The organism is Salinispira pacifica, from assembly GCF_000507245.1.
Taxonomy (GTDB): Bacteria; Spirochaetota; Spirochaetia; order DSM-27196; family Salinispiraceae; genus Salinispira; species Salinispira pacifica.
This window is the reverse complement of sequence record NC_023035.1, coordinates 1,970,439-1,993,582: the sequence shown is the minus strand read 5'-3', so window position 1 is coordinate 1,993,582 and position 23,144 is coordinate 1,970,439. Positions and strand designations below refer to the sequence as shown.

Sequence of the window (23,144 nt, the reverse complement as noted above, 5' to 3'; positions counted from 1 at the left end):
GTCGATGAAAATATACCACCATAATTAATTTACAGGGGGACCGATAATGAAACTCGCAATTAACGGTTTCGGCCGTATTGGCCGCAATGTTTTTAAAATCGCCCTTGAGAAAGGTGTGGAAGTTGTAGGTATCAATGACCTTACAGATACCAAAACTCTGGCACATCTGCTCAAGTACGATTCAACACAGGGAAAATTTCCCGGTGAAGTAAGCTACGATGACAGTCACATTATTGTAGACGGAACCAAGTACACAGTAAGCGCAGAACGCAATCCCGCAAATATTCCCTGGGGAGCTGCACCTGATGTGGTTATTGAATCCACCGGTATCTTCCGTACAAAAGAAAGCCCCAAGGGCGGATACGGCGATCACATTAAGAATGCCAAGTATCCCGCAAAAAAAGTTATCCTCACCGTACCCGCAAAGGATGAGATTGATAACACAATTGTTCTTGGTGTAAACGACGACGATCTGAGAAAAGAAGATACCTTCATCTCAAACGCCTCCTGTACAACCAACTGTCTGGCACCCATGGCCAAGGTTCTTCACGATTCTTTCGGAATCGAAGACGGTCTCATGACCACCATCCACAGCTACACCAATGACCAGAGCATCCTCGACGGTCCTCATGCAGACCTCCGCCGGGCACGCTCCGCTGCGGTATCCATGATTCCCACCACAACCGGTGCGGCCAAGGCTGTAGGAAAGGTAATGCCCGATCTGAACGGCAAGCTCAATGGTATGGCAATGCGTGTTCCCACACCCACAGGCTCCATCACCGACCTGGTTGCAACCCTGAAAAAGGATGTTACCGCTGAAGAAGTGAATGCTGCACTGAAGAAAGCTGCAGACGGTCCCATGAAGGGAATTCTTGAGTACACTGAAGATCCCATTGTTTCTGTGGACATTATTCACAACACCCACTCCTCCATCATCGATGCCCAGAGCACCATGGTGATCGGCGGAAACAAAGTGAAGGTTCTCAGCTGGTACGACAACGAATGGGGTTATTCCAACCGTGTAGTCGACCTTGCAATTAAGCTGGAAAACTATCTCTAAAGCTTCAGGCCGGCATGCTTACATGCCGGCCTTTTTCTGTTTATCAGCATAGGCTGTTTGCATTGGAAGTCCTGCAGGATGTTCTGCGGTACATCCAATGCAGCGCAACCACCGCTGTATCCCCAATATTTTGAATAAGAGGTAATCCCATGGCAGTAAAAACAATTAACGATGCCGATCTGAAAGGAAAAAAGGTTCTTTCACGGGTGGATTTCAATGTTCCCCTGAAAGAGGGTGTAGTTACAGACGATACCCGCATCCGCGCAGCCCTTCCCACCATAGAGGCCATTCTGGCAAAGGATGCATCCCTGGTTCTCATGAGCCATCTTGGACGTCCCAAAGGGGAGAAGAAACCCGAGTTGAGTCTGGCACCCGTGGCCAGGCGGCTTGCAGAACTTCTGAACAAGGAAGTGAAAATCGCTCCGGATGTTATCGGAAGCGAGGTTGAAAGCATGGTATCCGCACTGAAACCCGGTGAAGTACTGCTTCTGGAGAATGTGCGCTGGTATGCCGGAGAGGAAAAGAACGATCCGGAATTCGTGGCCGAGCTTGCAAAATTCGGTGAGGTATTTGTAAATGATGCCTTCGGTACAGCCCACCGGGCCCATGCCTCAACCGAGGGCCTGGCTCATAAGATGCCCGCCTATGCCGGTCTTCTCATCGAAAAGGAAGTGAAGTTCATGGAGCCCTTTGTTACTGAACCCAAGCAGCCCATGGTTGCCGTTGTGGGCGGTGCCAAGGTGTCTTCCAAAATCGGTGTGCTGGAAAGTCTGCTTCCCAAATGCAGCTCCCTGATCATCGGCGGCGGTATGACCTATACCTTCCTGAAAGCCCAGGGCAAGGAGATCGGTAACTCGCTCCTTGAAGAAGACTATCTTGAAACCGCAAAATCTCTTCTGAAGCAGGCGGAAAAAGCCGGTGTGGAAGTGATTCTTCCGGTTGACCATGTGGTGGCAGCTGATTTCAAGGAAGACGCAACCCCCGAACCCGTGGATGACGTGAACGTACCTGCAGGAAAAATTGCCATGGATATCGGTCCCAAAAGCATTCAGAAATGCCGGGAAGTGATAGCCAAGGCAAAATCCATTGTTTGGAACGGTCCCATGGGCGTTTTCGAATTTGATGCCTTCGCAAAAGGCACCGAAGAAGTGGCCCGGGCAATTGCCGATTCCTCAGCCGTAAGCGTGGTTGGCGGGGGCGATTCAGTAGCCGCTGCCAATAAATTCAAGCTGGCGGACCGGATGAGCCATGTTTCCACCGGCGGCGGAGCAAGTCTTGAGTTCCTGGAAGGCAAGGATCTGCCGGGAATCGCTGCCCTGAAGTAAGGGTGCGTCGGTCCGGTCTCCGGACATGTCATCAGGAATATCAAAATTACAGGAGAAACACATGAGAAACTACTTTCTTGCAGGTAACTGGAAAATGAATAAAACGCCTTCGGAAGCAAAAAGCTTTGCAGCGGAGCTGAAGGCCTCACTGAAGGGTGCGTCCCACAAACTGATGGTTGCGCCCAGCTTTATCGCCATCCCCGGAGTTGCAGAAGAGCTGAAGGGCAGCAACATTCTTGTGGGGGCACAAAACATGTCCAATGCCGAGTCCGGAGCTCACACCGGTGAAGTAAGCCCCGAAATGCTGAAAGACGCCGGTGTGGACGTGGTAATTCTCGGACATTCCGAGCGCAGGGCCATTTATGGTGAAAGTGACGCGTTTATCAACGAAAAGGTTCAGCTTGCTCTGAACCACGGGTTTGAAGTGATTCTCTGTGTGGGTGAAACCCTGGATGAACGGGAAGGCGGCAAGCTGGAAGAAATTGTGCGCACCCAGACTGTTGAAGGATTGAAGAATGTCTCTGAATCCTCCCTGAGCAAGGTGACAATAGCCTATGAGCCGGTTTGGGCCATCGGTACGGGAAAAACAGCAACACCCCAGGATGCAGACGATGTGCATGCGTTTATCCGGAAGGTGCTGGCGGAGACCTATTCCTCCGACGCTGCCGAAGCCATGGTTATTCAGTACGGAGGATCGGTAAAACCCGGTAACGTGAAAGAGCTCATGGCCAAGGAAAATATCGACGGAGCTCTTGTGGGCGGTGCAAGTCTCAAAGTTGAGGACTTTACAGCCATCGCAAAATTTGATACATAATACCCTGCCGTAAAAAGCATTATGCGGGGGTGACTAAAATGTGAGGCGCTGACAGTCCGGTCAAAACGGATGTTCGCAGTTCACGCCTCCATTTCAGTCACCCCCGATTTTTATTTTCAGGATAAGGATAAAATCTATGGCAGCATTATCAGTTCTTCTTCTGGTCATTTTTGCTATTTCTGCAATTCTCCTGCTCATTGTTGTACTCCTTCAGGATGAACAGGGAGAAGGTCTGGGTGGTATATTCGGCGGCGGCGGAATGTCTGGACAGATCGGAAACAGAAAGGGCAATTTTCTCACCAGAACTACAACAATTCTCGGTGTTATTTTTCTTCTCAGCAGCCTGGGGCTTGCATGGGTGAACCGCAGTCCGGACACCAGCGACATCGAAGCCGCAGCTCTTCAGGCAGAACGGGAGGAAAACAGCACTGAGTGGTGGACAACTCCCGATAACGACGAAGACGGCGAGTAATCCTTCCAATGCCCGGCCGGATTCCATCCGGCGGGGCAGTTCACTTCTTTTTTTCCTATTTTTCGTTTATACTCCCACTGAACAAATGCAGTACAGCCTTCAGGAGACGTACATATGAGAGTAGCAGTGGTATTTTATCCCGTGAAAAACCGGGACAAGATTCTGAAAATCAGCAAGGCACTTGCCAAGGGTCTGGAATCTCAGGGGCTGCAGGTTGATTTAATCGATGCGGGGATGGACGTAAACAGTAAACTCACTATTTATCAGTACATCGCATTCGGCACCGAGGTGCCCGGACTATTCAATCAGAAGATTCCCCGGCAGGTCGGTGACTTTCTGAAGAATTCTGGAATGGTTGCCGGCAAGCGTTGTTTCGGATATATCCTCCCCAAGCCATTTTTCGCCGCGAAATCCTTGAACAAACTCATGTCCGTAATGGAAGGTGAGGGAATGTTTCTCAAGTTTTCTGAAGTGATGGGCGATGAAGCCCTCGCCGAAGAAATCGGGAAAAAACTTGTAGTACGGCATTGATTTCTGATTTTCAGCCGGTTGATACGAATGTGCGGTTTTCATGGATTATGTAGACGGTTTTCCAGACTATTACAAACTTCTCCAGATTGACCCCGATGCGGACAGCCAGGGCATCAAACGGGCCTTCCGCCGACGGGCCAAGGAAATTCATCCGGATACAGGAAACAGTTCCCCCAAAGCTCTGGCGGCCATGCGTGAGCTTCTCAGCGCATATGAAACACTCATTGATCAAGGTTTGCGTAGAGAGTATGATATCCGGTATCGGCAGGTGTTTCCTTCCGGAGGTTTCGATTACCGGGAATTCCTGCTTTCCCGGGAAGAAGATCTGGACTCCCAGGGAAAGCTCATATTTTTCGACCTGCTTCATGCTCACGAGCGGGAAGCGGTGGATTTATATGATACTCTCGTCCGGGAGAAGAAGTTTGACCTCAGCATGCACCTTGACCGGGAGGACTTCATGGACTGCAGTTTTCTCCTTGCAGAGGAATACGAGGAGAACGGGGATTATCCTGCAGCCTTCAATTTGTTCAAGACACTTATAGATTTTGAACTTGAGCGGCCCTATTTCCGGCATTTTTTCCAGGAGGTCCTGGATAGAATGAGGATTCTGGTGACCCAGAAAATGACCGGTAATGTAACCACCTTGGTGCACATTGATTTTGTATTAAAGATGGCCCAGCTGCCTATTGCATTGAAGGAGCGGGCCGTTTACATGAAAAAGCTTGCTGAACTGCATCTTGCCGCCGCCGATCTGCGGAAGGCAAGATTTTTTCTCAGTGAAGCGAAGAAAATGAATCCGAAAATTCAGGGGATCCGCGGTCTCGAGAGCCGCCTTTCCAGAAGAGGGTTCAACTCATAATTGCCCCGATACCTGTGTGTCCGGAGGTAAAATTCTTTTTTTAGGTGATACTATGATGAACAGACGAAGGATCATTTCAGCGGCACTTATACTTGCATTGTTTTCCACGTTTCAGCTTTCTGCTCAGCTGCTGGATAAAACACTGGCAACTGTCCGTCTTACAGAAACCGAAGTGGTGAGCGAGAGCGAAATGGATGAACAGTTCGCCATGCTGGAAACTCAGTTTCAGGGCAGTCTTAATGCACAGCAGAAAGAGGAGATCTTCCAGTCACGGATCAACAGTATTCTCATAAATCAGGCGGCTGACAGGGAAGGCCTGACGGTGAGTGAAAATGAACTGGCCAATGCAGTTCAGATGCAGAAATCCAGCATGGGTGTGCAGGTTGATGATACACGGTTTCGGCAGATGGTTGAGCAGCAGACGGGCATGAGCTGGGATGAGTACACCGGTCAGCTTGAACGGCGGATTCTCCAGGAAAAATACATCGGAAGCGCAAAGCCCCAGCTGCTGCAGAATTTGCCCGCACCTACGGATAAGGAAATCAACACGGTGTATGAAGAAAACGCCCAGAGTTTTCTGAGCCCCGCCATGAGCGGCTTCAGCCATATTTTTATTGATACCCGTCAGATGAGCGATGCCGAAACCGCCGAGGCACGGGAGAAAATCGACCAGTTTGCAAGGCGTGTTCGAAACGGCGGCGCCCAGGAGTTTGATGCAATCGTCAGGGAAAGCCTGGACGATGCCAGCTACACCGGCGGCGATTTCGGATATGTGATTAACGGAGACCCCAATGCCGCACAGGTTCTGGGGCAGCAGTTTGTCAGGAATGTACTGGCTCTCCAGCAGAATGAACTTTCAGGTGTGCTTGAATCCTCCATCGGCTTCCATATTGTGAAGATTACCGACCGGAGAAGACCCCGTCTTCTGGACATTGACGATCCTCTGCTTCCCGGACAGAAACTCACCGTTCGACAGCAGATAACCCAATACATAATGAACCAGAAACAGCAGGCGGCCATTCAGCAGGCGCTGGATGAAATAATCTCGGAGCTCCGCAGCGAAGCAGAAATCCGCATTGTTGAAAATAATATTTCCTGGTAGGTGGTTACATGCTCTCAAGGCGGAAAAGCAGGGTTCTGGTTGTACAGGCCCTGTACAGTCAGGAGTTTAATCAGCGCGATATGGGCAGTCTCATGGAATTCCCCTGGTACGAGTATCAGGGGAATGACCGGGACGATAAGCTTCTGTTTTCCAGAATGCTCCTCCACGGAGTGGTGGAGCATCTTACGGAAATCGACGAACATATTAAAAAACATCTGAATCACTGGGAATTCGAGCGGCTGAACAAACTGGATCTGGGAATTATGCGTCTGGGCTGTTATGAGCTGATCTATACCGGCGATACGCCGGCTCAGATCATAATCAATGAAGCCGTGGAAATCGCCAAGGATTTCGGTTCTGATCAGACATTCAAAATTATCAACGGCGTTCTTGACGCCATCAGAAAGGAACATGGCTGATTTACGGGAATGGATAGAAAAGTACCGGCGAAGCATTGTGGTGTTTTCGCTGATTTTCTCAGCTCTGATTCTCACCACGGTAATTTCCCAGCTGCTGATGCTGCGAAGCAATGCTGCATACCGGGAGAACCTGACTCAGAGCGATATCTATTATCAGGAAGAACGCTATGATGCTGCGCTGCAAAAACTGCGGCTGGCCTTTGCCTCGTCCCGAAGCCCGGGGGATTTTTTACGGATCATCAAACGGGCACAGCGTCTGAGCCGACGGGGCATTGCTCCGGATTTTACTCCCCGGGTAATGAAGGAGGGGCTTTCCCGATTCCCTGGTAATCAGCCGCTTCTGGCCCTCTACGTGAACTATCTCCTGGAAATGGATGAAATTCAGGCCGCCGCAGCCAAAGCACGGGGTCTGAAATCCGACCGGTTTGCTCCTCTTAAGATTGAAGCACTGCTGCGTGCAGGTCTGGATCCCGGAGACACCGGGAGCATGAACGACCTAGCCAACGCAAGTCTGCCGCTTACTCCCATGGCCATGGCGGACCCTGAAGCCATGTACCAGGCAGGACTTCTCACCGGTGACTATCGGTATTTTGTAAATTCAATTCTCATGTATGCGGCATTGGGAGATGTGGAACAGGCATCCGAGATCGGTCTTGCCCGGGCGGAGCTTCTGGCTTCCAGGGGTGAAACGCTGCTGCTGACCCGTCTCGCCTACGATGCAGGGCTGTTTGACCGGGCGGGGGATATCTCCCGGCTTATTTCACCGGACGATTCGGGCATACAGCGGGAAGTAATCAGCATGCTTGCGGATTTGTACTTTTACCGTGGAGAACCGGAAAAAAGCTACGCGCTCCTTGAAATGCTTGTACTCAATTCTGAAAACCCCGGCGCCCCGGCATTTACCAACCTGCTGGCTCTTGAGCATGCTCACGGCGTACTGCCCGGGGGAAGGGTGGCTGGAACCGATGTGAGCGAACGGGCCGCCCGGGCATATCCCTCATCTGAAAGGCTCAGCGGACTTCTCAGCACCATCAGCGGGGGGGGCGAACAGGACTTCCCCAGCCGGAAAAGCTTTTATTTCAGGAACCTTCCCCAGTCATACCGATCCGACATTCTCGAACTGATATACCGGTACCGGGAAAAATCAGTGGAGTTTGCCATAGAAGACGGTATCAATATATTATGGGATCTCCACAACCGATATCCGGAGGACAGGGAACTGCGGGATTTACTGCTCTATTTTCTGAGCATCCACGATCACCGCAGCGAAATTGAGCAGCTGCTCAGTCTGAACTCAGCCGCAGATGATCCCCGCATCAATGTGTACCGGGGCTTTCTGAATTTTCTTAACGGCCGGGAGGATGCAGCCCGGGTAATGCTGAGTACAGCCTCGGATGAAGGCAGCTATGCCGCTTCCTTTAACCTTGGACTTCTGGAATTATCCCTGCGCAACCCGGAAACAGCATTGGAATACCTTGGCCTGAGCAGATCGCAAATATTGACGGCTTCAGGAGGCACCGCAGCCGAATCCGGGAGACTCCACTCAACGGAATACCGGGAAATTCTTGTCTATCTTACTCTGGCTCTTTTGCTGAATGAGGAAATAGGTGATGCCCGGCAAATAATGAATGAACTTCACGAACTGAAAAGCAGACATATTCTCATGCCCAGGCTGGAAGAAATGTTTGCTCAAACCCAGCGCAGATAATACTTTTAACATGAGGATATTATGATAAAGATTAAAAATCAGGAACAGATTGAAGGCATACGTGTATCCTGCCGACTGTTGGCCGACCTTTTTGATGTTCTTGAAACAGAAGTGAAACCGGGGATTTCCCCTGCAGAATTGGACCGCCTCGCCCGTACATTTATTTCGGATAACGGAGGAACGCCGGCATTTCTGGGCTACGGCGGGTTTCCTGCAGCCCTCTGCACGTCGGTTAATTCCCAGGTGATTCACGGAATCCCCAACGAAAAGCCTCTGGCGGAAGGGGATGTAATTTCCATCGATTGCGGGATCAATCTGAACGGATATATCAGCGACAGCGCATACACCTTTCCGGTTGGAGCCGTCTCTGAAGAGGTGGCCGCTTTGCTGAAGACCACCGAGGAAAGCCTGTATAAGGGAATTGATGCCGCAGTCTACGGCAACCGGGTCAAGGATATTTCCCGGGCCGTGTACAAACACTGCAAGCCCAAAGGATACGGGATTGTCCGTGAGTACTCGGGGCATGGCGTGGGACTGGAAGTACATGAGGAACCCAGCGTACCGAATTATCCGGGCGGTGGGCCCAACCCCCGGCTGAAACCGGGAATGGTTCTCGCCATTGAGCCAATGATAAATTTGGGCGGCGACAGCGTATACGTACAGGATGACGACTGGACGGTTGAAACCCGGGACAGAAGCATTTCAGCTCATTTCGAGCATACAGTGGCAATATATGAAGATCATACAGAGATACTCACTCTGCGAAAACGGAACCCATAGCAGTACATGAAATCAGAGTTGAACTGCAGAAATCGTTCCGATTATACGGAGAGGGAGTATGGAAAGCAGGAGGAAAAAATGAATATTCACAGCAAGGTATTTTTGGCAGTCATAGCAGTCATTCTTTTGTTCAGTGGCTGCAATTCCGCCGGTGAGCCTGCAAGCAGTCAGGAAGCCCCGGTGAGGGTAAATGCACCGGCGGTGATGGATATGGAAGAGATGCAGAACTCCTTCCGTTCAGTGATTCAGGCTGTGCTCCCGGCAGTTGTCAGGGTGGATGTGGTTGAAGTACGTAATGTGGAAGTTCCACAAGGTGAAAACAGCATCCCTTTCTTCGACTTTTTCTTTAACCCCGAGGGTGATAATGGCGAACGTGAACGGGAATTCCGCAGTGAAGGCCTGGGCTCGGGAATAATTGTCCGCAGAGACGGCAACAGTTTTTACGTGCTTACCAACGCCCATGTGGTGGGAGAAGCGGAGGAAATCACTATCCGGCTGGATGACGGGCGCTCATATCTGGGAACGCTTGTGGGCAGGGACGAACGGAAAGATTTGGCCCTTGTTGAGTTTACCTCCAGGGAGCGGGACATTGTTATCGCAACCCTGGGCGATTCTGACACCCTGCAGGTGGGTGACTGGGTTCTTGCCATGGGTTCGCCCCTGGGTTTCCAATCCACCGTAACCGCAGGAATCGTATCTGCGTTGGGAAGAACCGGCGGTCCCCAGGGCAATATCAGCGATTTTATCCAGACGGATGCTGCAATCAACCGGGGTAACTCGGGCGGCGCTTTGGTAAATATTTACGGCGAAGTTGTGGGAATAAACACCTGGATCAGTTCCCAGACCGGGGAAGCATCGGATTGGGCTTCTCAATTCCCATCAATAATGTGAAGAAGGCCGTGGATGATTTTATTGAACAGGGCATGGTTGAATACGGATGGCTGGGCGTGAGCATCATTTCCATTGATGAAAGCATTGCTGAAGGGTTGAATCTTGATAACACAGACGGTGCTCTGATAAATTCAGTGTATCAGAATTCACCTGCCGGAAGATCCGCTCTGCGTCCAGGCGATTTTATTACCGGAATCAATGGATTGGAGATTGACAGTTCAGATGCGCTGGTTCGTGAAGTCGGTGATCTCATAGCAGGGGAAACCGCAGAATTCCAGCTCATCCGCAACGGCAGTGAAATAAATGTTGAAGTTGAAATCACTTCCCGGGATACAGAAGAGGAGATAGCCGGTCAGTCAAGAGATCTATTCCCCGGATTTTCCGTATATCCTCTTACCGATGAAATACAGGAACAGATTGAAGGTGCTTCTGACCTTCAGGGTGTAATAGTCAGCCAGGTTATTCCCCGCACACCTTCGGCCATCGCAGGACTTTCCGCCGGAGACATCGTAACCGCTGTCAACGGTGCAGATATTTCCGATCTGGTGGAATTCTATGAAGCGCTCGGTCAATCGGATGATGAAACAGAGATCAGTTACTGGCGGGAAGGTGTCGAGCTGAAAGTGACTATCGTAAAATAATCAGCTTTGTAGTATAGTTTAGTATACGAATCAGCCCGGCAGCTGTTATAGGCCGGGCTGTACCATGTACGCCGTCATGTCTCATTCGGCGGAACATCTGAAAATCCTGTCATCTGTCCGACGGGAAATCCGCAACCAAGGTTGCAGTCATAGAGGAATATATTGAAAGAGTTTATCAGCTACAGAAAAATCCGTGACAACGCCATTAAACTTGCACACAGGATTCATCAGGACGGATTTATTCCCGATGTGATTTATGTAAGCCTCCGGGGCGGTGCGTATCTTGGCAATGTAATCAGCGAATACTTTAAATTGGTACGGCGGGATAACGAGCGCCCTGTGTTTTATGCCGCAGTTGTGGCCCATTCCTATACCGGAGTACAGCAGCAGCAGCATATCCGCATCGACGGCTGGACCTACGACCCTCAGCATCTTCGCCACGGAGATAAAGTTCTTATCGTGGACGATATTTTCGACTCGGGCAGAACCATAAATTACCTGGTGGAAGTCATCGTGGCAAATGGAGTACCCCGAAATGATGTGAGGATTGCCGTTCATGATTACAAAATACGGAATTTTCAGAAAGAACAGCTGGCCATACATCCTGAATACTACTGCCGGAAGATTGAGATGAACAGTCCACAGGAAGATAACTGGGTTCATTATCTCAGCCATGAACTGGTAGGGCTCACCCCTGATGAAATTGAGGAACACTATTCCGAAGATCCTGAAGTTGCTGAAATCCTGAAGCAGCTCAACAGTTGAACAAGCTGAGTCATGGAGGAAGTGCGTGAAGCGCTGGATATTGTGCATAATTTTCTCTCTCTTTTCTATATCTCATCTGCTTGCTCAAAATCCGGGGGCGGGTCTGGGGCTCTCAACTCCTCCGGGCCGCTATTCACGGGATGTAATTCTTCAAATTCAGCCTGACCGGGAATACAGTGACCTTCTGTATCGCTATATTTCATTCGGACAGTCGAATTTTGCCCGGTACGAGGATCCCCTGGTGCTTCGAACTGCGGAGAACAGCCGGGCCAGTTATGAAATTGAACTTCTGGCGGTTCTGGGCGACAGGGTTGTGCACAGGGAGTTTCTCAATTATGTAATCGATAAAATCCCTCCCGGACCGGTAAAACTGAATCTTCCGGCGGGTCGATATACCCGGGCGGAAGAATTTTTTCCCCAGGCTTCAGACGGCGAGGAATTTGAAATTACCGTAAGCTCCAGCGTAAATCGCCGGGAAATTCGTCTCAATAAAGGGGAGGGGTTTTCCCTTTCCGGCCGCAGCGGTGAGTTCACCCCCTATGCCGTCCGGGCATACGCACTGGATGATGCGGGCAACCGTTCGGTATCCGCAGATTTCAGAATTGAGATTGACCGCAGGCAGGAAACCTCAGCGGAGGTCATCCCGATAGTAAGTCCGGTGCCGGGAGACTTCGCCAACCGTCAGCTTCTTTACATCGATGACCGAGGATTCTCGAACCTCACCTATACCCTGGATGGCAGGGATCCCGCATTGGGGGGCCGGAGTTACAGCGGGCCGGTTCTCCTTCCTCCCGGAGAGGATATCCCGCTGCGGATACGCGGTACAACTCATGATGGACAGATACTCCAACGGGAAGTCAGGTTCTCCGCATCAGATGATAGCTATGCCGAACTTGAACAGGGATCTGTTTCAGAACCCCTGCAGATACCTGCTGTGAGAAACGGCCTCTATTATCGGGCTGATGACAGGAATGAAGTAACCCGTTTTGACAGTCCGTTGGACCGACCGTTGCGGATAAGCCCCCAGCAAGGCAGCCTCCGTGCACTTCCTCTCAGGATTCTGGACAACAACGAAAAGAAAGAATACCGCTATCTTTTTCTCCTTGACGGCAGGCGTCCACGCTTACCCGCTCTGGATGTGCTCTATTACAGCCAGGTCCATGACGATTTTCTTCGGGCATCCGATTCTGCCCCCATCTCCCGGCGACTTCGAATACGCAGCAGTCAGCAGTACCAGACTGGTGTTCGGCTTTTCTATACACTGGACGGTACTGCTCCATCTGCTGTTGAAGAACGCGTTGCCAAAGAAATCTTCCTTGATGAAGAAATACTGCTCCCAAGAGACCGTTCGGAAATTCAGTTGCGGATTCAAGCCCTGAAAAATGAGGCGGTATGGAGCGAAGTATACGCAAGGGATCTGAGCATTGCTTCCAATCCGGATTACGGCCTGGAAATAACTGCGTCCAGATCGGACGGCTTGCTCAACATTCACGGGGATCCCCCCCCCGATACTGAAGGTCTTCCCCCTTCAGGGTATCGTCTCAGCCTTGCCTCCGGAGCATTCGTCACGGGCTTGCTGCCGGCGGATGGGAGAACGGAGATTCCGCTGGTTCCCGGAGCAGCACCGGAGGCTGAGCTGATAATAGAAAGCCACGGTGCTTCAGGTTCGCTTGTTCCTGAAAAAGGTACAGCAAAACTGAATTTTTCCCATACAGCGGCTGCTTCTCCCCGCATCTCAATCCAGGGAGAACAAATCTCCATAAGTCCCGGAAACAGCGAGGATGTCAGTCGGCTTGAGTATCGAACAATACTGATTCCCGATCCTCTGGTGGAGGCGATGGCCCAGGAGGAGACGGACCAGGAGGCGATGGCCCAGGAAGAGACGGCCCAGCAAGAGACGAATCAGGAGATCCCGGCGAATAATCCCTTTCTGCCCTATGAAACATCCTTCAGTCTCTTACCTGAACAAGACAGGAACTTGAACTATATTATTGAAGCCCGCTCCACCGATGAAAACGGTGTAACAGCTTTCAGCCGCAGCGGAATTGTACCCGTGCACCGCCGTGCTCCCTCCGCCGTTGAGACTGAAGGAATCAGTTCCGGTGCTGCCCTCTCTGAAAGCCCCGGCGAACTGCGGATTGTCCGGCCCGAACCCGGTGTGCGATATTTCTACAGCATCGGCAGGGATGGCATGGAAGCGTCTGCCCCGGATGAAACAAACCCATGGACATTGCACAGGCTGCAGCTTGAGAAAACACCGGACCGGAGTGAAGAACTGGTAGATGTGCGGATTTTACCAATTTCCAGCGACGATCCGTCATTAACAGGCGCTGAAACACGGATTCGATTCAGCTTCGATACCATTCCGCCCCTTCCTCCGGAAATAACCGGAGTGGAGAACGCCTCCGAGTATGCCTCTGCTGTGGAGCTTGAGCTGACCACCACCCAGGAAAATCGAATTCTCTATGAAATCAGCCGTGAAGACGGTGAGAGACCTGTGAAACAGCAGACCGAATACAACGGACCATTTACCGTTACCGGGGTTGACGGAAGACGGGTAACGTATCAACTGAGGGCCCGTGCAGAAGATCCTGCGGGTAATCTCAGCGAAACTGCTGTCATCAATTTTGCCGTGGACCGGGAAAAACCGGAGCTCCCGAATCTCACCATTCTTCAGCAGGGTGAAGCTATTGAGCTGCCCGTCGGTCAATACAGTATCACCAGCTCCCGTGACCTTCGGATTGTATTTGACTCTGAAGATTCCGTACTGTATGAACTGCGCACGAATGGAACGCCCCCCGTGCCGGGTACGGCATCAAGCCGCTCCGGCACAGCAATTGATCTTCAGGGAGTTCAGGGCAGCGAGGTAACCTACACCCTTCTTTTTCGAAGCCGTGATTCCGCCGGAAATTTGGGCGCCGTGAGTAACAGCTATCAATTCACCATCGACCAGGAGAGTCCGGCTCCGCCGCCTGAACCCGAAATCTACAGAGACGGAAACGGGGGCAGAATAAGCTGGGCTTCGGCTGATGAAAGCCGGATAGAATATGCACTGGTGTCGGGCATGGACAGGGATACCGCCGATTTCATCAGATATGAGAACGAGTTTGAGTGGCAGATTCCTGAGGATTATTCACGGATGCGTCTTTTGTACCGCTCCGTTGACAGTGCAGGAAACCGCAGCAGAATCATGGAACGGGAACTCCCCAGACTGCAGGTCGCTCCAGTACCTAAATTGTCGGGCATTCAGGACGGCGGGGTGTACACTTCACGCCAAAGCATCCAGGTGTATCCCTCCTCGGATGCAATAGTGCGCTATGAAATAAGTTCTGATGGAAGTGAACCTGATCCTGTGGATCAAAGGTCCACCGTCTGGAATTCCCGACTTGATTTTCAGGCTGCTGAAGGTGAAACAGTGCAATACCGCATCCGACTCCGGCAATTTCTACCTGGCTATGAGCCGAGCAGGGAACTGCGGTTCAGCTTTACTCTGGATAGGACACCGCCCCTTCCACCGGCTATATCCGGACTAACATCCCGGGAATATATTCACGATAACACGCTGATAAAAATGGAAGCCGAAGAAGGCGGTCAGATTGTATATCAGCTTCGCTCCTACAGTTATCAATCAGGACAATTACCCAGGGAATGGGATCAGGACTTTGTTCCTCCTTCCAGCATGGCCGGTGGTGAGTTTGAGAATTATCAGGACCCTTTTACGTTACGTGCAGATCCCGGGGAACTCAAGCTGTTCACGATTCGCGGGTATTCATATGACCAGGCAGGCAACAGAAGCGTACAGGATCGCAGCTGGAGCATCGTAATCGATAAGCGGAATGTATTCGTGGATCCCGACAGTTCCCAAACAGGAACCGGCAGCCGGAGTGAACCGTTCAACCGTCTCGCCCCGGCACTGGAATATGCCCGGGATCATAATCTTACAGAGATTTATCTCAAAACAGGAAATTATCCGGTAGATGCTCCTTTACGTTTTTCAGACAGTCTGAGCATATACGGTTCATACGACAGGTTCTGGGAACCGGATTCAGATGATTCCAGTTATCTGTATGCGGATAAATCATTCAGGGGAGATACTCTCATATTTTCCCAGGCTCCTTCTCTGACTCTCGATTCCCTGTTTATCAGCGATTCAACCCGGCAGCTGGAAAGTCTGGTGCGCTCCACCGCCGGAAGCATGGATCTGTCGGATGTCCGTATGAGCGTCACCGGGGGCAGCCGGGGAATAGATTCTTCCGACACCCGGCTCTCGATTACAAATTCAGAGATCAACGGATATGAGATGGATGACGGAATGTTGCTGAAACTGAGGAATTCCCGATTGAGAATGACGAATTCCCGGATAAGTGCGGAGGAGTTACCTGAATTTCTGGAAGAGGGCATTCATTCCAGCTACATTCTCATCCACAGTCAGGACTCGAGTCTGGATATATCGTCCAGCCGCATTTTGCCCGGTTCGGGTGATAACACAATCGGCCTGTATTTATACGATTCCAGCATGGAGCTGGATGACGATTCTGTTCTGGGAAGCGGTTTCGGAAGTTCCACCGCCAATGCCCTATACGCAGAGAATTCCCGGCTCCAACTCAGGGACAGCACCGTGGAGGGCAGCAGGAAGGCTGCCGTGGTCAGTTTGCTGGCAGTAAACAATTCCGAACTTGAGCTCAGCCGGATGAAGCTGAATCTCCAGGCGAACTTCGGTGTGAAAGGAATCCTTATTACCGGAGGCAGTTTGGAAATTGAAGAAAGCAGCTTCCAGGCCGTGGGGGCGGGTGATTTTGTGAATGCGATCCATGCCAGAAACTCTGCCGAACTCTCCGTGCGCAGCAGTGACTTCACAGGGCTCACAACTGCCGAGTACACTCTTGCGCTGGTTGAAAAAAGCTCCGGCGAGTTCACCGGGAATCGTTTGGCTCTCAGCGGAGAAGAAGGCTTCGCCACGGCCTACCAGATCAGTGGGGCCAGCAGTCTGCTGATTAAAGAAAACGAGCTCACAGGAATCAGCGGCGGAGCAGCCATCAGGCTGCAGAGCCGGCTTTCTGATATTTCCTTGGAAGTTGCATCAAATACCTTTGAAAACTGGGGGTTCTCCTGGAAGAGTTTACCGATAGTTTCCGCAGCTCCGCTCGACAGGCAGGACGCTACCAGACTGTACAGGAACTTGAGGCTCTCGATAATCAGGGAGTGATCTTCAGCAATAACATCATCAACCAGGGACTGTAGACCCTGTGCACAGTGCACAGAAGCTTGTGAAGAACCATTGATTTTGGCATGTTGATGAAAGTTACCCCACGGGTAGTGTATCGGTTTAATCGCCCCACCCATATATGGAACTGACTCACGGCTGATTGCCGTTTCACAAGCTTTGCTGCACAAAAAAACTCCGGCATCATCACACGATGCCGGAGTTTTTTTTACTACAATCGTATATATTATTCACGAACCCAGATAACACGCTGATCCTGAAGACTTGCCCGCCAGAGTGAATTATCGGGGGTAAGGGCAAATACGTTGTCACGCCCCTGCTGTTTGTCCTGGACGAGCCGGGAGATGTGGGAGCGGTACAGGTCGGTATAATAGAGGTTGGTGCTTTCCACATCTTCCGCGTCATAGTAAGAGGCGGCTCCCGCTTCAGTATCGATCAGCACATACCCTTCATTCTCGGTACCCGCCGCAAGCACGGCATCTCCCAGGGGTGAACTTTCCATATATAACAGATCGGTGAACCGTGTGAACACACCGTCAGGATTTGCAAACCGTTGCGGGTTGCCGTCTGAATCGCTGAAAACGCTCCAGGATCCGTCCCAGTGATAGATAAACCCCTTGCTGCTGGCTACATGGAGGCTATCTGCGCCGGTGCTTTCAAGGCCGGTGAACCCGTAAATTTTCAGATCGCCGGTTGAATCCTGAGGTTTGAGCCTGTCATCATCAAAAACTGAATCCTGGGCGTCTATTTCGCTGATGCTGCTGAAGGTGCTCAGATCCGCAGAATCCGCCCGATAGATGCGGGAGGAACTGATAAACCAGGTATCCGCACCGGTGCTTTGGGCATCCACTATGGGAGAAGGCAGGCCGGTAACTATGTCGGTGGCAATTGTAGAGAAATCGGAGCTGAGTTCATACAGGTTGTAACTCAGTACACTGGTGGTTTCGTCTTTCAATTGAAGCTGCACCACGATGCCGGAATCGGTGATGAAAAAACCCGCCGGGCGTCCACCGCTATCATGGCTGTTCACTTCCGTAATCGGATTCCACTGGGGACTGATTTCATCATCTGTATAGCTCAGTTCAGATTCTTCGGTATGAAAGAGCCCGGAGATCAAACCGTCGCTTGAATCATTGCTGAACTGAACGAGCAGACTGCCGTTCACCATGGCGGCTTGAAATGTGTTTTTGTAGGTCGTGCCGCTGCCGTTTACCGGCGGAGTGACCTGTTTCCAGGCGTAGCCCGGATCCGAGTCTTCCGAGGCGGCGGCCACACGGGTGAGAAGGGTGCTGGTGGTGACGAAATACTGGTCAGCTCCTGCTGAAAAGCTGCTGATAAGGGCATCATCCGGAAGATCTCTCCCTTCCTCATCAATTTTCACCACATTCTCAACGCTGTAAAAGAGACCCACCGAGTTTCCGCAGGATGTGATCAGGAAAATTCCTGCGAGCATCAGAAATAATGCTGCTGAAACCTTCTTGCCGTATGTTTGTGTTGTATTCTGATTTGTACGCATAATTACTCCGTTTGGGGCTGTCGAATTATCACCTGTGTGATTAAAAATTATACATGGCGCGAATAGTGACTTCCAAAAAATTGCCGAAGCGGGTCATGCTGGCAGGTGCGCCTGAACCATTGTCCCGGTAAATTTCCGGCAACCACCAGTAATTCAGATTGAGTCCGAAGGACCAATCCTCTGTGGCATTCCAGTACATTGCAGCTCCGCCTTTCAGCATAAAACTGAAAGTGGTGAGATCCTTATATCTGGATATCGTTAACCCGGAGCCGAAGTGAAGGGGAATTTCAAAAGGAAAAGCCCGAAGGAAATAATTGGTTTGCAGACCCATGGGTACGATAAAAAAGCCCTCCCCATTGGGGTCGGCATTATAGGAAGCGTTTACCTCCAAACCCAGGCTCATATTATTATTCACAAATGCAGACCATCCCAGGCCGCCGGCCATACCGACTTTCAGATTCATGGGCTTAACTGCTGATTCGCCATCCGATCCGGGCGGATCATATATAAAGAGAGGAATGGGAGTTCCCAGACCTATGGTGAGATACTGGTCTCCAAGAACTCTGGTGATCTCAACTCTCTCTTCTTCGGGCTCTCCCTCGGGAAGGTCCTGTGCGCTCAACGGCAGCGCTGCAATTAACATTATACAAAAAATCAATAAAGAACGATAAACGGGGTGGTGTGATTTCACAAACTACTCTCCAATAATAAGGTTCGCCCTGTTCATCCCGGGTGGCCCGGAGATAAACCTGTGCAATAGTAGCACAGCCTGTGTGGGGTTTCAATGTGAATAACATCCAAGCTCCCGCCTGATTACAGAATCTGTCTTCGGCTTTACGTCGAATAGACTGATCACTCTTTCGAGTTGAAATTTGTTATCAGCTATGCTACATCCTTTCTATGCAAGCAAAAATAATCGATGGAAAACTGGTGGCTGCGCAACTTCGCAGCGAGATAAAAAATGAAACTGCCGAACTGGCGGGAAGGGGTATCGTTCCCGGCCTGGCGGTAATCCTGGTGGGAGATGATCCAGCAAGCAGAAGCTATGTTGCAGGCAAAGAGAAGGCCTGCCGTGAAAACGGTCTGTATTCCAGGGATTACCGTCTGGATGAGAATTGCAGCCAGTCGGAACTTCTGGAGCTAATTCAGAAACTCAATGCCGATACTGAAATTCACGGTATCCTTGTGCAGCTTCCTCTGCCTGAACATATCGATTCGGACAGGATCATCCAGGCCATCTCTCCGGAGAAGGATGTGGACGGGTTTCATCCTGTCAGTCTTGGAAATATGATGCTGGGACAGGAGGCCTTCCTGCCTTGTACCCCCCACGGGATAATACAGCTTCTGAAATCCATCGATGTTTCTCCACAGGGTAAACACTGCGTGATCGTGGGAAGAAGCAATATTGTAGGGAAACCTCTTGCGAACCTTCTGATGCAAAAAAGCGATTTGGGCAACGCCACTGTGACTGTATGTCACAGCCGTACACCGGATATTGCCCGGCACACCCGGGAAGCTGATATTGTGATTGCAGCTGCCGGACGGCCGGGGATGATCGGTCCGGATATGATTAAAGAAGGGGCGGTGGTAATCGATGTGGGGGTTAACCGGGTTGAAGACAGCAGCCGAAAACGGGGCTACCGCCTTGTCGGGGATGTTGATTTTGAAGCAGTCTCTTCAAAAGCCTCTTTTATCACCCCGGTTCCCGGAGGAGTAGGGCCCATGACCATTACGATGCTTTTGTGGAACACACTCCAGTCAGCAAAGCGCAGCATCCCCCGAACCTGAAACAGTTTAAAGGCCGAAAGATGATGAAAGACATTCAAAATACCCCCGATACCAGAAATCTCCCTCTGGATAAAGTAGGGGTCAAAAATATTAAATATCCGATTACCATCCTGGATAAGGAAGAATCGATTCAGCATACCAGTGCGGAGGTTGATCTTTTTGTGAATCTCCCCCACCACTTCAAAGGCACCCACATGAGCCGTTTCATTGAAGTGTTTCATGCTCACTCAGATGATATCAGAATGAATAATTTTCTGAACATGCTGGAAAAAATCAAGCATGTCCTGGATGCCGAGAAGTCCCTGGGAGAAATTCGCTTTCCGTTTTTCATGGAGAAGCATGCCCCGGTAAGCGGGCAGCCAAGCAAGACGGAGTACAACTGCAAATTTATCGGCGAGGTGAATAGTACGTACAGGGAATTTTTCGTAGGTATTGAGGTTCCCGTTCTTACCCTTTGTCCCTGTTCCAAAGAAATATCAGCATATGGAGCCCACAACCAGCGAAGCTACATCCGCATATTGGTTGAATTGGGGGAGTTTTTCTGGATCGAAGACATGATCTCGGAGATTGAGTCCTGTGCCTCCGCCCCACTGTATACCCTTCTCAAGCGGGAGGATGAAAAATATATTACCGAATACAGTTATGATCATCCGGTATTTGTTGAGGATCTGGTCAGGGAAGTTACGGTGCGTCTGGAACAAAATTATAATTTTCCCTGGTTCAGTGTAGAAGCTGAAAACATGGAAAGTATTCATAATCATGAGGCATATGCATATATCGAAAGGGGAGTAAAAACCTATGAACATCGTACAAAAGGTTCCCGATCAGATTAAGATCAGGAATGCCCTGATTTCTGTATCGGATAAAACCGGCATACGGGAATTGGTCAGAGGTCTGGTCCGCCACGGCGTGAATATTTACAGCACCGGCGGCACATTCAGAACTATTCAGGAAGAACTCGGCGATTTTGACGGAGGGATTCACTCAGACAAACTGCACAGCGTGAGCTCATATACCGGACAGCCGGAAATGCAGGGCGGACTGGTAAAAACTCTGGATTACCGGATCTATCTGGGACTGCTCAGTGAGCCGTATAATTCTGATCATCGGGAGGATATGAAACGCACTCAGTCTATCGATTTTGATATGGTTGTGGTAAATCTCTATCCCTTCAGTCAGCAGATATCCCGGAAGGAAAGCACCATGGAATCTGCACGAAGCCACATCGATATCGGCGGTCCCACTATGCTCAGAGCCAGCGCCAAAAATTACATCAGGGTGGCATCGGTGTGCAATCCGGAGAGCTATGAGGAGATCCTTTCATCCATGGATAAAGGTGACGGCTCCCTGAATCTGGAGATGCGGTTCTCCCTTGCCAGGCGGAGTTTCGAACATACCGCCGGGTATGATCAGGCTATCAGCAGCTATCTCGCCGGCTGCAGCACCGATCAGCTTCCCAGCGTCTATCATATCAGCGGGGAGGAGTGGCGATGAGCGACCTGAAAAAAATGTACCGGCAGATCAACAGCGATAGTTTTCCCGGCAAAATGGAAATTGCATTTGAAGAGGACGGTGAACGCCAGGTACTCTATTACGAGAAAACCAGCTGGGAAATTGACGGCGAACGCAAGGGACTTCGATATGGCGAAAACCCCGACCAGCCGGCAGCCCTCTATCGCCCGGTGAACGGTAACCTCCATCTGGGCGAGGTGGAAACCCTGGAGCCCGGCAACTATCTGGCAAGCGATGCCGAACTGCTCCAGTCAGGGAAACATCCGGGAAAAATCAACATCACGGATATTGATGCTGCTCTGAACATTCTGCGCTATCTCCATTCCCGTCCTGCGGCTGTGATTATCAAGCACAACAACCCCAGCGGAGCTGCTGTAGGCAGCGATCTGTACAATGCCTATCATAAAGCGTTCCAGGCGGACCGCCTGGCGGCCTTCGGCGGAGCGGTGGCCGTAAACCGCCCATTGGATAAGGAAACCGCTGAGTACATGGTCTCCAGTTACATCGAAGTGCTGGCCGCACCGGATTTTGAAAACGGGGTAATGGAAATACTTGCCCGGAGAAAAAATCTCAGGGTTATGAGAATCCGCAATATTAGCAGACTTGAGTCCTTCGTCGGGAAAAAAGTTCTGGATTTTTCCAGCCTTATGGATGGAGGATTAATTCTCCAGTATCAGTTTGAACCTGCAATTCTATCTCCGGAACAATTCCTCCCGGCTGAAAGCGAGTACAAGGGGGAAAGCTATCGTGTTACTACCGAACCAACCCGGGCACAGCTTGAAGATATGCTTTTCGGCTGGCTGGTTGAAGCGGGTATTACCAGCAATTCGGTAATCTATGTAAAGGATGGAGCCACCGTCGGAATCGGTACAGGTGAACAGGACAGGGTAGGGGTTGCGGAAATTGCCAGGGATAAGGCATACCGGAAATATGCCGACCGACTGAGCTGGGAATTGTTTAACACCCCATTCAATTTATTGCAGGACAGTCACAAAGAAGCAGAGGTGATGAAGCGAACCCGTGAACTCCGGGGGAATCTTGAAGGAAGCATAATGGTTTCCGATGCGTTTTTCCCGTTCCGGGATGGTGTTGATGTTGGTCTTAAAGAAAAAATCGGCGGAATTGTTCAGCCCGGGGGCAGCCTGAGAGATTTTGAATCCATTCAGGCATGCAATGAAGCAGGTATCCCCATGGTTTTCACCGGCCAGCGAAGCTTCAAACATTGAATAAGGACGGCGGGATGAGTATTATTAATCCAGCTGGTATAATACATATGTGAACTACAATTCAGAGGTGACTATGGAAAAGGATACAAACACATCCAAGATTCTTGCAGTTTTTCAGCCCCCGGCCAATCAGGATGAGCGGGTAAAAGCCACATCACTGGGCCTGGTATCAATCACTGCATCGGTTGGCATATTTCTGCTGAACGGAATCAGCAGCCTGGCAATTCCAGGATTGCTCATAGCAGCGGTTTTGGGAGCCATGGCATACTGGATTCAGCACAAGTATCCTAAGTGGAAATCCATTGCAGCCGTTGTTGCAGGGGTTGCCGGGCTGAGCTTTCTGAATATCATCCCCGGTATTCAGGCTGTGAGCAGTTTCATTATGGGAGCTGCAGGGGTGCTCAGCGCTGGATTCGGTTTATGGAAGATCGGCAGCGCCGTGTATTCTATTTTCAAGAAAAATCGCTGAGCCCTGTTCATGTACGGCGGACAGGTAAACTGAACCGGGAAT

General features: G+C 50.7%; 21 protein-coding genes. 19 read left to right on the top strand and 2 right to left on the bottom strand.

Annotated elements, in window-relative coordinates:
• The first annotated feature begins 46 nt into the window (after positions 1 to 46).
• The 14 genes from gap (at position 47) to L21SP2_RS08775 (ending at position 16,573) form a co-directional block, all read left to right on the top strand.
• Positions 47 to 1,060 carry a type I glyceraldehyde-3-phosphate dehydrogenase gene (gap, locus tag L21SP2_RS08835; RefSeq protein WP_024268160.1) on the top strand — a complete coding sequence of 338 codons (1,014 nt, stop codon included), beginning with the start codon at positions 47 to 49 and terminating at the stop codon, positions 1,058 to 1,060.
• A gap of 149 nt (positions 1,061 to 1,209) precedes the next feature.
• Positions 1,210 to 2,385 (top strand): phosphoglycerate kinase, encoded by a 1,176-nt coding sequence (locus L21SP2_RS08830; RefSeq protein WP_024268159.1) that lies wholly within the window; start codon positions 1,210 to 1,212, stop codon positions 2,383 to 2,385.
• A 61-nt stretch (positions 2,386 to 2,446) separates the two neighbouring features.
• Entirely contained in the window at positions 2,447 to 3,199 is a 753-nt protein-coding gene (gene tpiA / locus L21SP2_RS08825; RefSeq protein WP_024268158.1) for a triose-phosphate isomerase, read from the top strand.
• A 136-nt stretch (positions 3,200 to 3,335) separates the two neighbouring features.
• Entirely contained in the window at positions 3,336 to 3,671 is a 336-nt protein-coding gene (gene secG / locus L21SP2_RS08820) for a preprotein translocase subunit SecG (RefSeq protein WP_024268157.1), read from the top strand.
• 114 nt (positions 3,672 to 3,785) lie between these two features.
• Positions 3,786 to 4,202: a hypothetical protein gene (locus tag L21SP2_RS08815; protein ID WP_024268156.1), complete on the top strand. Its 417-nt coding sequence runs from the start codon at positions 3,786 to 3,788 to the stop codon at positions 4,200 to 4,202.
• Between the two features lie 40 nt (positions 4,203 to 4,242).
• On the top strand, positions 4,243 to 5,061 hold the full coding sequence (locus tag L21SP2_RS08810) for a J domain-containing protein (protein WP_024268155.1): 819 nt from the start codon (positions 4,243 to 4,245) through the stop codon (positions 5,059 to 5,061).
• Between the two features lie 52 nt (positions 5,062 to 5,113).
• Positions 5,114 to 6,163, top strand: coding sequence for a peptidylprolyl isomerase (locus L21SP2_RS08805; RefSeq protein WP_024268154.1), 1,050 nt, complete (start codon positions 5,114 to 5,116; stop codon positions 6,161 to 6,163).
• A gap of 8 nt (positions 6,164 to 6,171) precedes the next feature.
• A complete protein-coding gene (nusB, locus tag L21SP2_RS08800) occupies positions 6,172 to 6,582 on the top strand; it encodes a transcription antitermination factor NusB (protein ID WP_024268153.1) in 411 nt (136 codons plus the stop codon).
• Complete coding sequence (locus L21SP2_RS08795; RefSeq protein ID WP_024268152.1) at positions 6,575 to 8,290, top strand: hypothetical protein; 1,716 nt, start codon at positions 6,575 to 6,577, stop codon at positions 8,288 to 8,290. The genes nusB and L21SP2_RS08795 overlap by 8 nt, the downstream gene beginning before the upstream one ends.
• 21 nt (positions 8,291 to 8,311) lie before the next feature.
• Positions 8,312 to 9,070 (top strand): type I methionyl aminopeptidase, encoded by a 759-nt coding sequence (gene map / locus L21SP2_RS08790; protein ID WP_024268151.1) that lies wholly within the window; start codon positions 8,312 to 8,314, stop codon positions 9,068 to 9,070.
• A 78-nt stretch (positions 9,071 to 9,148) separates the two neighbouring features.
• Positions 9,149 to 9,961, top strand: coding sequence for a trypsin-like peptidase domain-containing protein (locus tag L21SP2_RS18400; RefSeq protein WP_169730456.1), 813 nt, complete (start codon positions 9,149 to 9,151; stop codon positions 9,959 to 9,961).
• Positions 9,931 to 10,602, top strand: coding sequence for a PDZ domain-containing protein (locus L21SP2_RS18395; protein WP_144082973.1), 672 nt, complete (start codon positions 9,931 to 9,933; stop codon positions 10,600 to 10,602). Before L21SP2_RS18400 ends, L21SP2_RS18395 begins: the two co-directional genes overlap by 31 nt.
• Before the next feature lie 159 nt (positions 10,603 to 10,761).
• Positions 10,762 to 11,367, top strand: coding sequence for a phosphoribosyltransferase (locus L21SP2_RS08780; protein WP_041401410.1), 606 nt, complete (start codon positions 10,762 to 10,764; stop codon positions 11,365 to 11,367).
• A 25-nt stretch (positions 11,368 to 11,392) separates the two neighbouring features.
• A complete protein-coding gene (locus L21SP2_RS08775) occupies positions 11,393 to 16,573 on the top strand; it encodes a chitobiase/beta-hexosaminidase C-terminal domain-containing protein (RefSeq protein ID WP_024268149.1) in 5,181 nt (1,726 codons plus the stop codon).
• 244 nt (positions 16,574 to 16,817) lie between these two features.
• On the opposite strand, the gene L21SP2_RS08770 is transcribed toward L21SP2_RS08775, so the two are convergent.
• Positions 16,818 to 18,107, bottom strand: a complete 1,290-nt coding sequence (locus L21SP2_RS08770) for a hypothetical protein (protein ID WP_024268148.1) — start codon at positions 18,105 to 18,107, stop codon at positions 16,818 to 16,820.
• Between the two features lie 40 nt (positions 18,108 to 18,147).
• Complete coding sequence (locus L21SP2_RS08765) at positions 18,148 to 18,798, bottom strand: TP0733 family outer membrane beta-barrel protein (RefSeq protein WP_425277193.1); 651 nt, start codon at positions 18,796 to 18,798, stop codon at positions 18,148 to 18,150.
• Between the two features lie 209 nt (positions 18,799 to 19,007).
• Here L21SP2_RS08765 and folD point away from each other — a divergent pair, with 209 nt between their 5' ends.
• The 5 genes from folD (at position 19,008) to L21SP2_RS08740 (ending at position 23,102) form a co-directional block, all read left to right on the top strand.
• Positions 19,008 to 19,895, top strand: a complete 888-nt coding sequence (gene folD / locus L21SP2_RS08760) for a bifunctional methylenetetrahydrofolate dehydrogenase/methenyltetrahydrofolate cyclohydrolase FolD (protein WP_024268146.1) — start codon at positions 19,008 to 19,010, stop codon at positions 19,893 to 19,895.
• The gene (folE2, locus tag L21SP2_RS08755; RefSeq protein WP_024268145.1) at positions 19,850 to 20,728 is read left to right on the top strand and encodes a GTP cyclohydrolase FolE2; all 879 of its coding nucleotides are present in this window, start codon (positions 19,850 to 19,852) and stop codon (positions 20,726 to 20,728) included. Before folD ends, folE2 begins: the two co-directional genes overlap by 46 nt.
• The gene (locus tag L21SP2_RS08750) at positions 20,694 to 21,389 is read left to right on the top strand and encodes an IMP cyclohydrolase / phosphoribosylaminoimidazolecarboxamide formyltransferase (RefSeq protein WP_024268144.1); all 696 of its coding nucleotides are present in this window, start codon (positions 20,694 to 20,696) and stop codon (positions 21,387 to 21,389) included. The genes folE2 and L21SP2_RS08750 overlap by 35 nt, the downstream gene beginning before the upstream one ends.
• Complete coding sequence (locus tag L21SP2_RS08745; protein WP_024268143.1) at positions 21,386 to 22,633, top strand: phosphoribosylaminoimidazolecarboxamide formyltransferase; 1,248 nt, start codon at positions 21,386 to 21,388, stop codon at positions 22,631 to 22,633. The genes L21SP2_RS08750 and L21SP2_RS08745 overlap by 4 nt, the downstream gene beginning before the upstream one ends.
• Positions 22,634 to 22,706: 73 nt before the next feature.
• A complete protein-coding gene (locus tag L21SP2_RS08740) occupies positions 22,707 to 23,102 on the top strand; it encodes a hypothetical protein (protein WP_024268142.1) in 396 nt (131 codons plus the stop codon).
• Positions 23,103 to 23,144: the final 42 nt, after the last annotated feature.

Coding starts and splice junctions, on each gene's coding strand:
- gap (WP_024268160.1), top strand. CDS start 47: ATGAAACTCGCAATTAACGGTTTCGGCCGTATTGGCCGCAATGTTTTT.
- L21SP2_RS08830 (WP_024268159.1), top strand. CDS start 1,210: ATGGCAGTAAAAACAATTAACGATGCCGATCTGAAAGGAAAAAAGGTT.
- tpiA (WP_024268158.1), top strand. CDS start 2,447: ATGAGAAACTACTTTCTTGCAGGTAACTGGAAAATGAATAAAACGCCT.
- secG (WP_024268157.1), top strand. CDS start 3,336: ATGGCAGCATTATCAGTTCTTCTTCTGGTCATTTTTGCTATTTCTGCA.
- L21SP2_RS08815 (WP_024268156.1), top strand. CDS start 3,786: ATGAGAGTAGCAGTGGTATTTTATCCCGTGAAAAACCGGGACAAGATT.
- L21SP2_RS08810 (WP_024268155.1), top strand. CDS start 4,243: ATGGATTATGTAGACGGTTTTCCAGACTATTACAAACTTCTCCAGATT.
- L21SP2_RS08805 (WP_024268154.1), top strand. CDS start 5,114: ATGATGAACAGACGAAGGATCATTTCAGCGGCACTTATACTTGCATTG.
- nusB (WP_024268153.1), top strand. CDS start 6,172: ATGCTCTCAAGGCGGAAAAGCAGGGTTCTGGTTGTACAGGCCCTGTAC.
- L21SP2_RS08795 (WP_024268152.1), top strand. CDS start 6,575: ATGGCTGATTTACGGGAATGGATAGAAAAGTACCGGCGAAGCATTGTG.
- map (WP_024268151.1), top strand. CDS start 8,312: ATGATAAAGATTAAAAATCAGGAACAGATTGAAGGCATACGTGTATCC.
- L21SP2_RS18400 (WP_169730456.1), top strand. CDS start 9,149: ATGAATATTCACAGCAAGGTATTTTTGGCAGTCATAGCAGTCATTCTT.
- L21SP2_RS08770 (WP_024268148.1), bottom strand. CDS start 18,107: ATGCGTACAAATCAGAATACAACACAAACATACGGCAAGAAGGTTTCA.
- folD (WP_024268146.1), top strand. CDS start 19,008: ATGCAAGCAAAAATAATCGATGGAAAACTGGTGGCTGCGCAACTTCGC.
- L21SP2_RS08750 (WP_024268144.1), top strand. CDS start 20,694: ATGAACATCGTACAAAAGGTTCCCGATCAGATTAAGATCAGGAATGCC.
- L21SP2_RS08745 (WP_024268143.1), top strand. CDS start 21,386: ATGAGCGACCTGAAAAAAATGTACCGGCAGATCAACAGCGATAGTTTT.
- L21SP2_RS08740 (WP_024268142.1), top strand. CDS start 22,707: ATGGAAAAGGATACAAACACATCCAAGATTCTTGCAGTTTTTCAGCCC.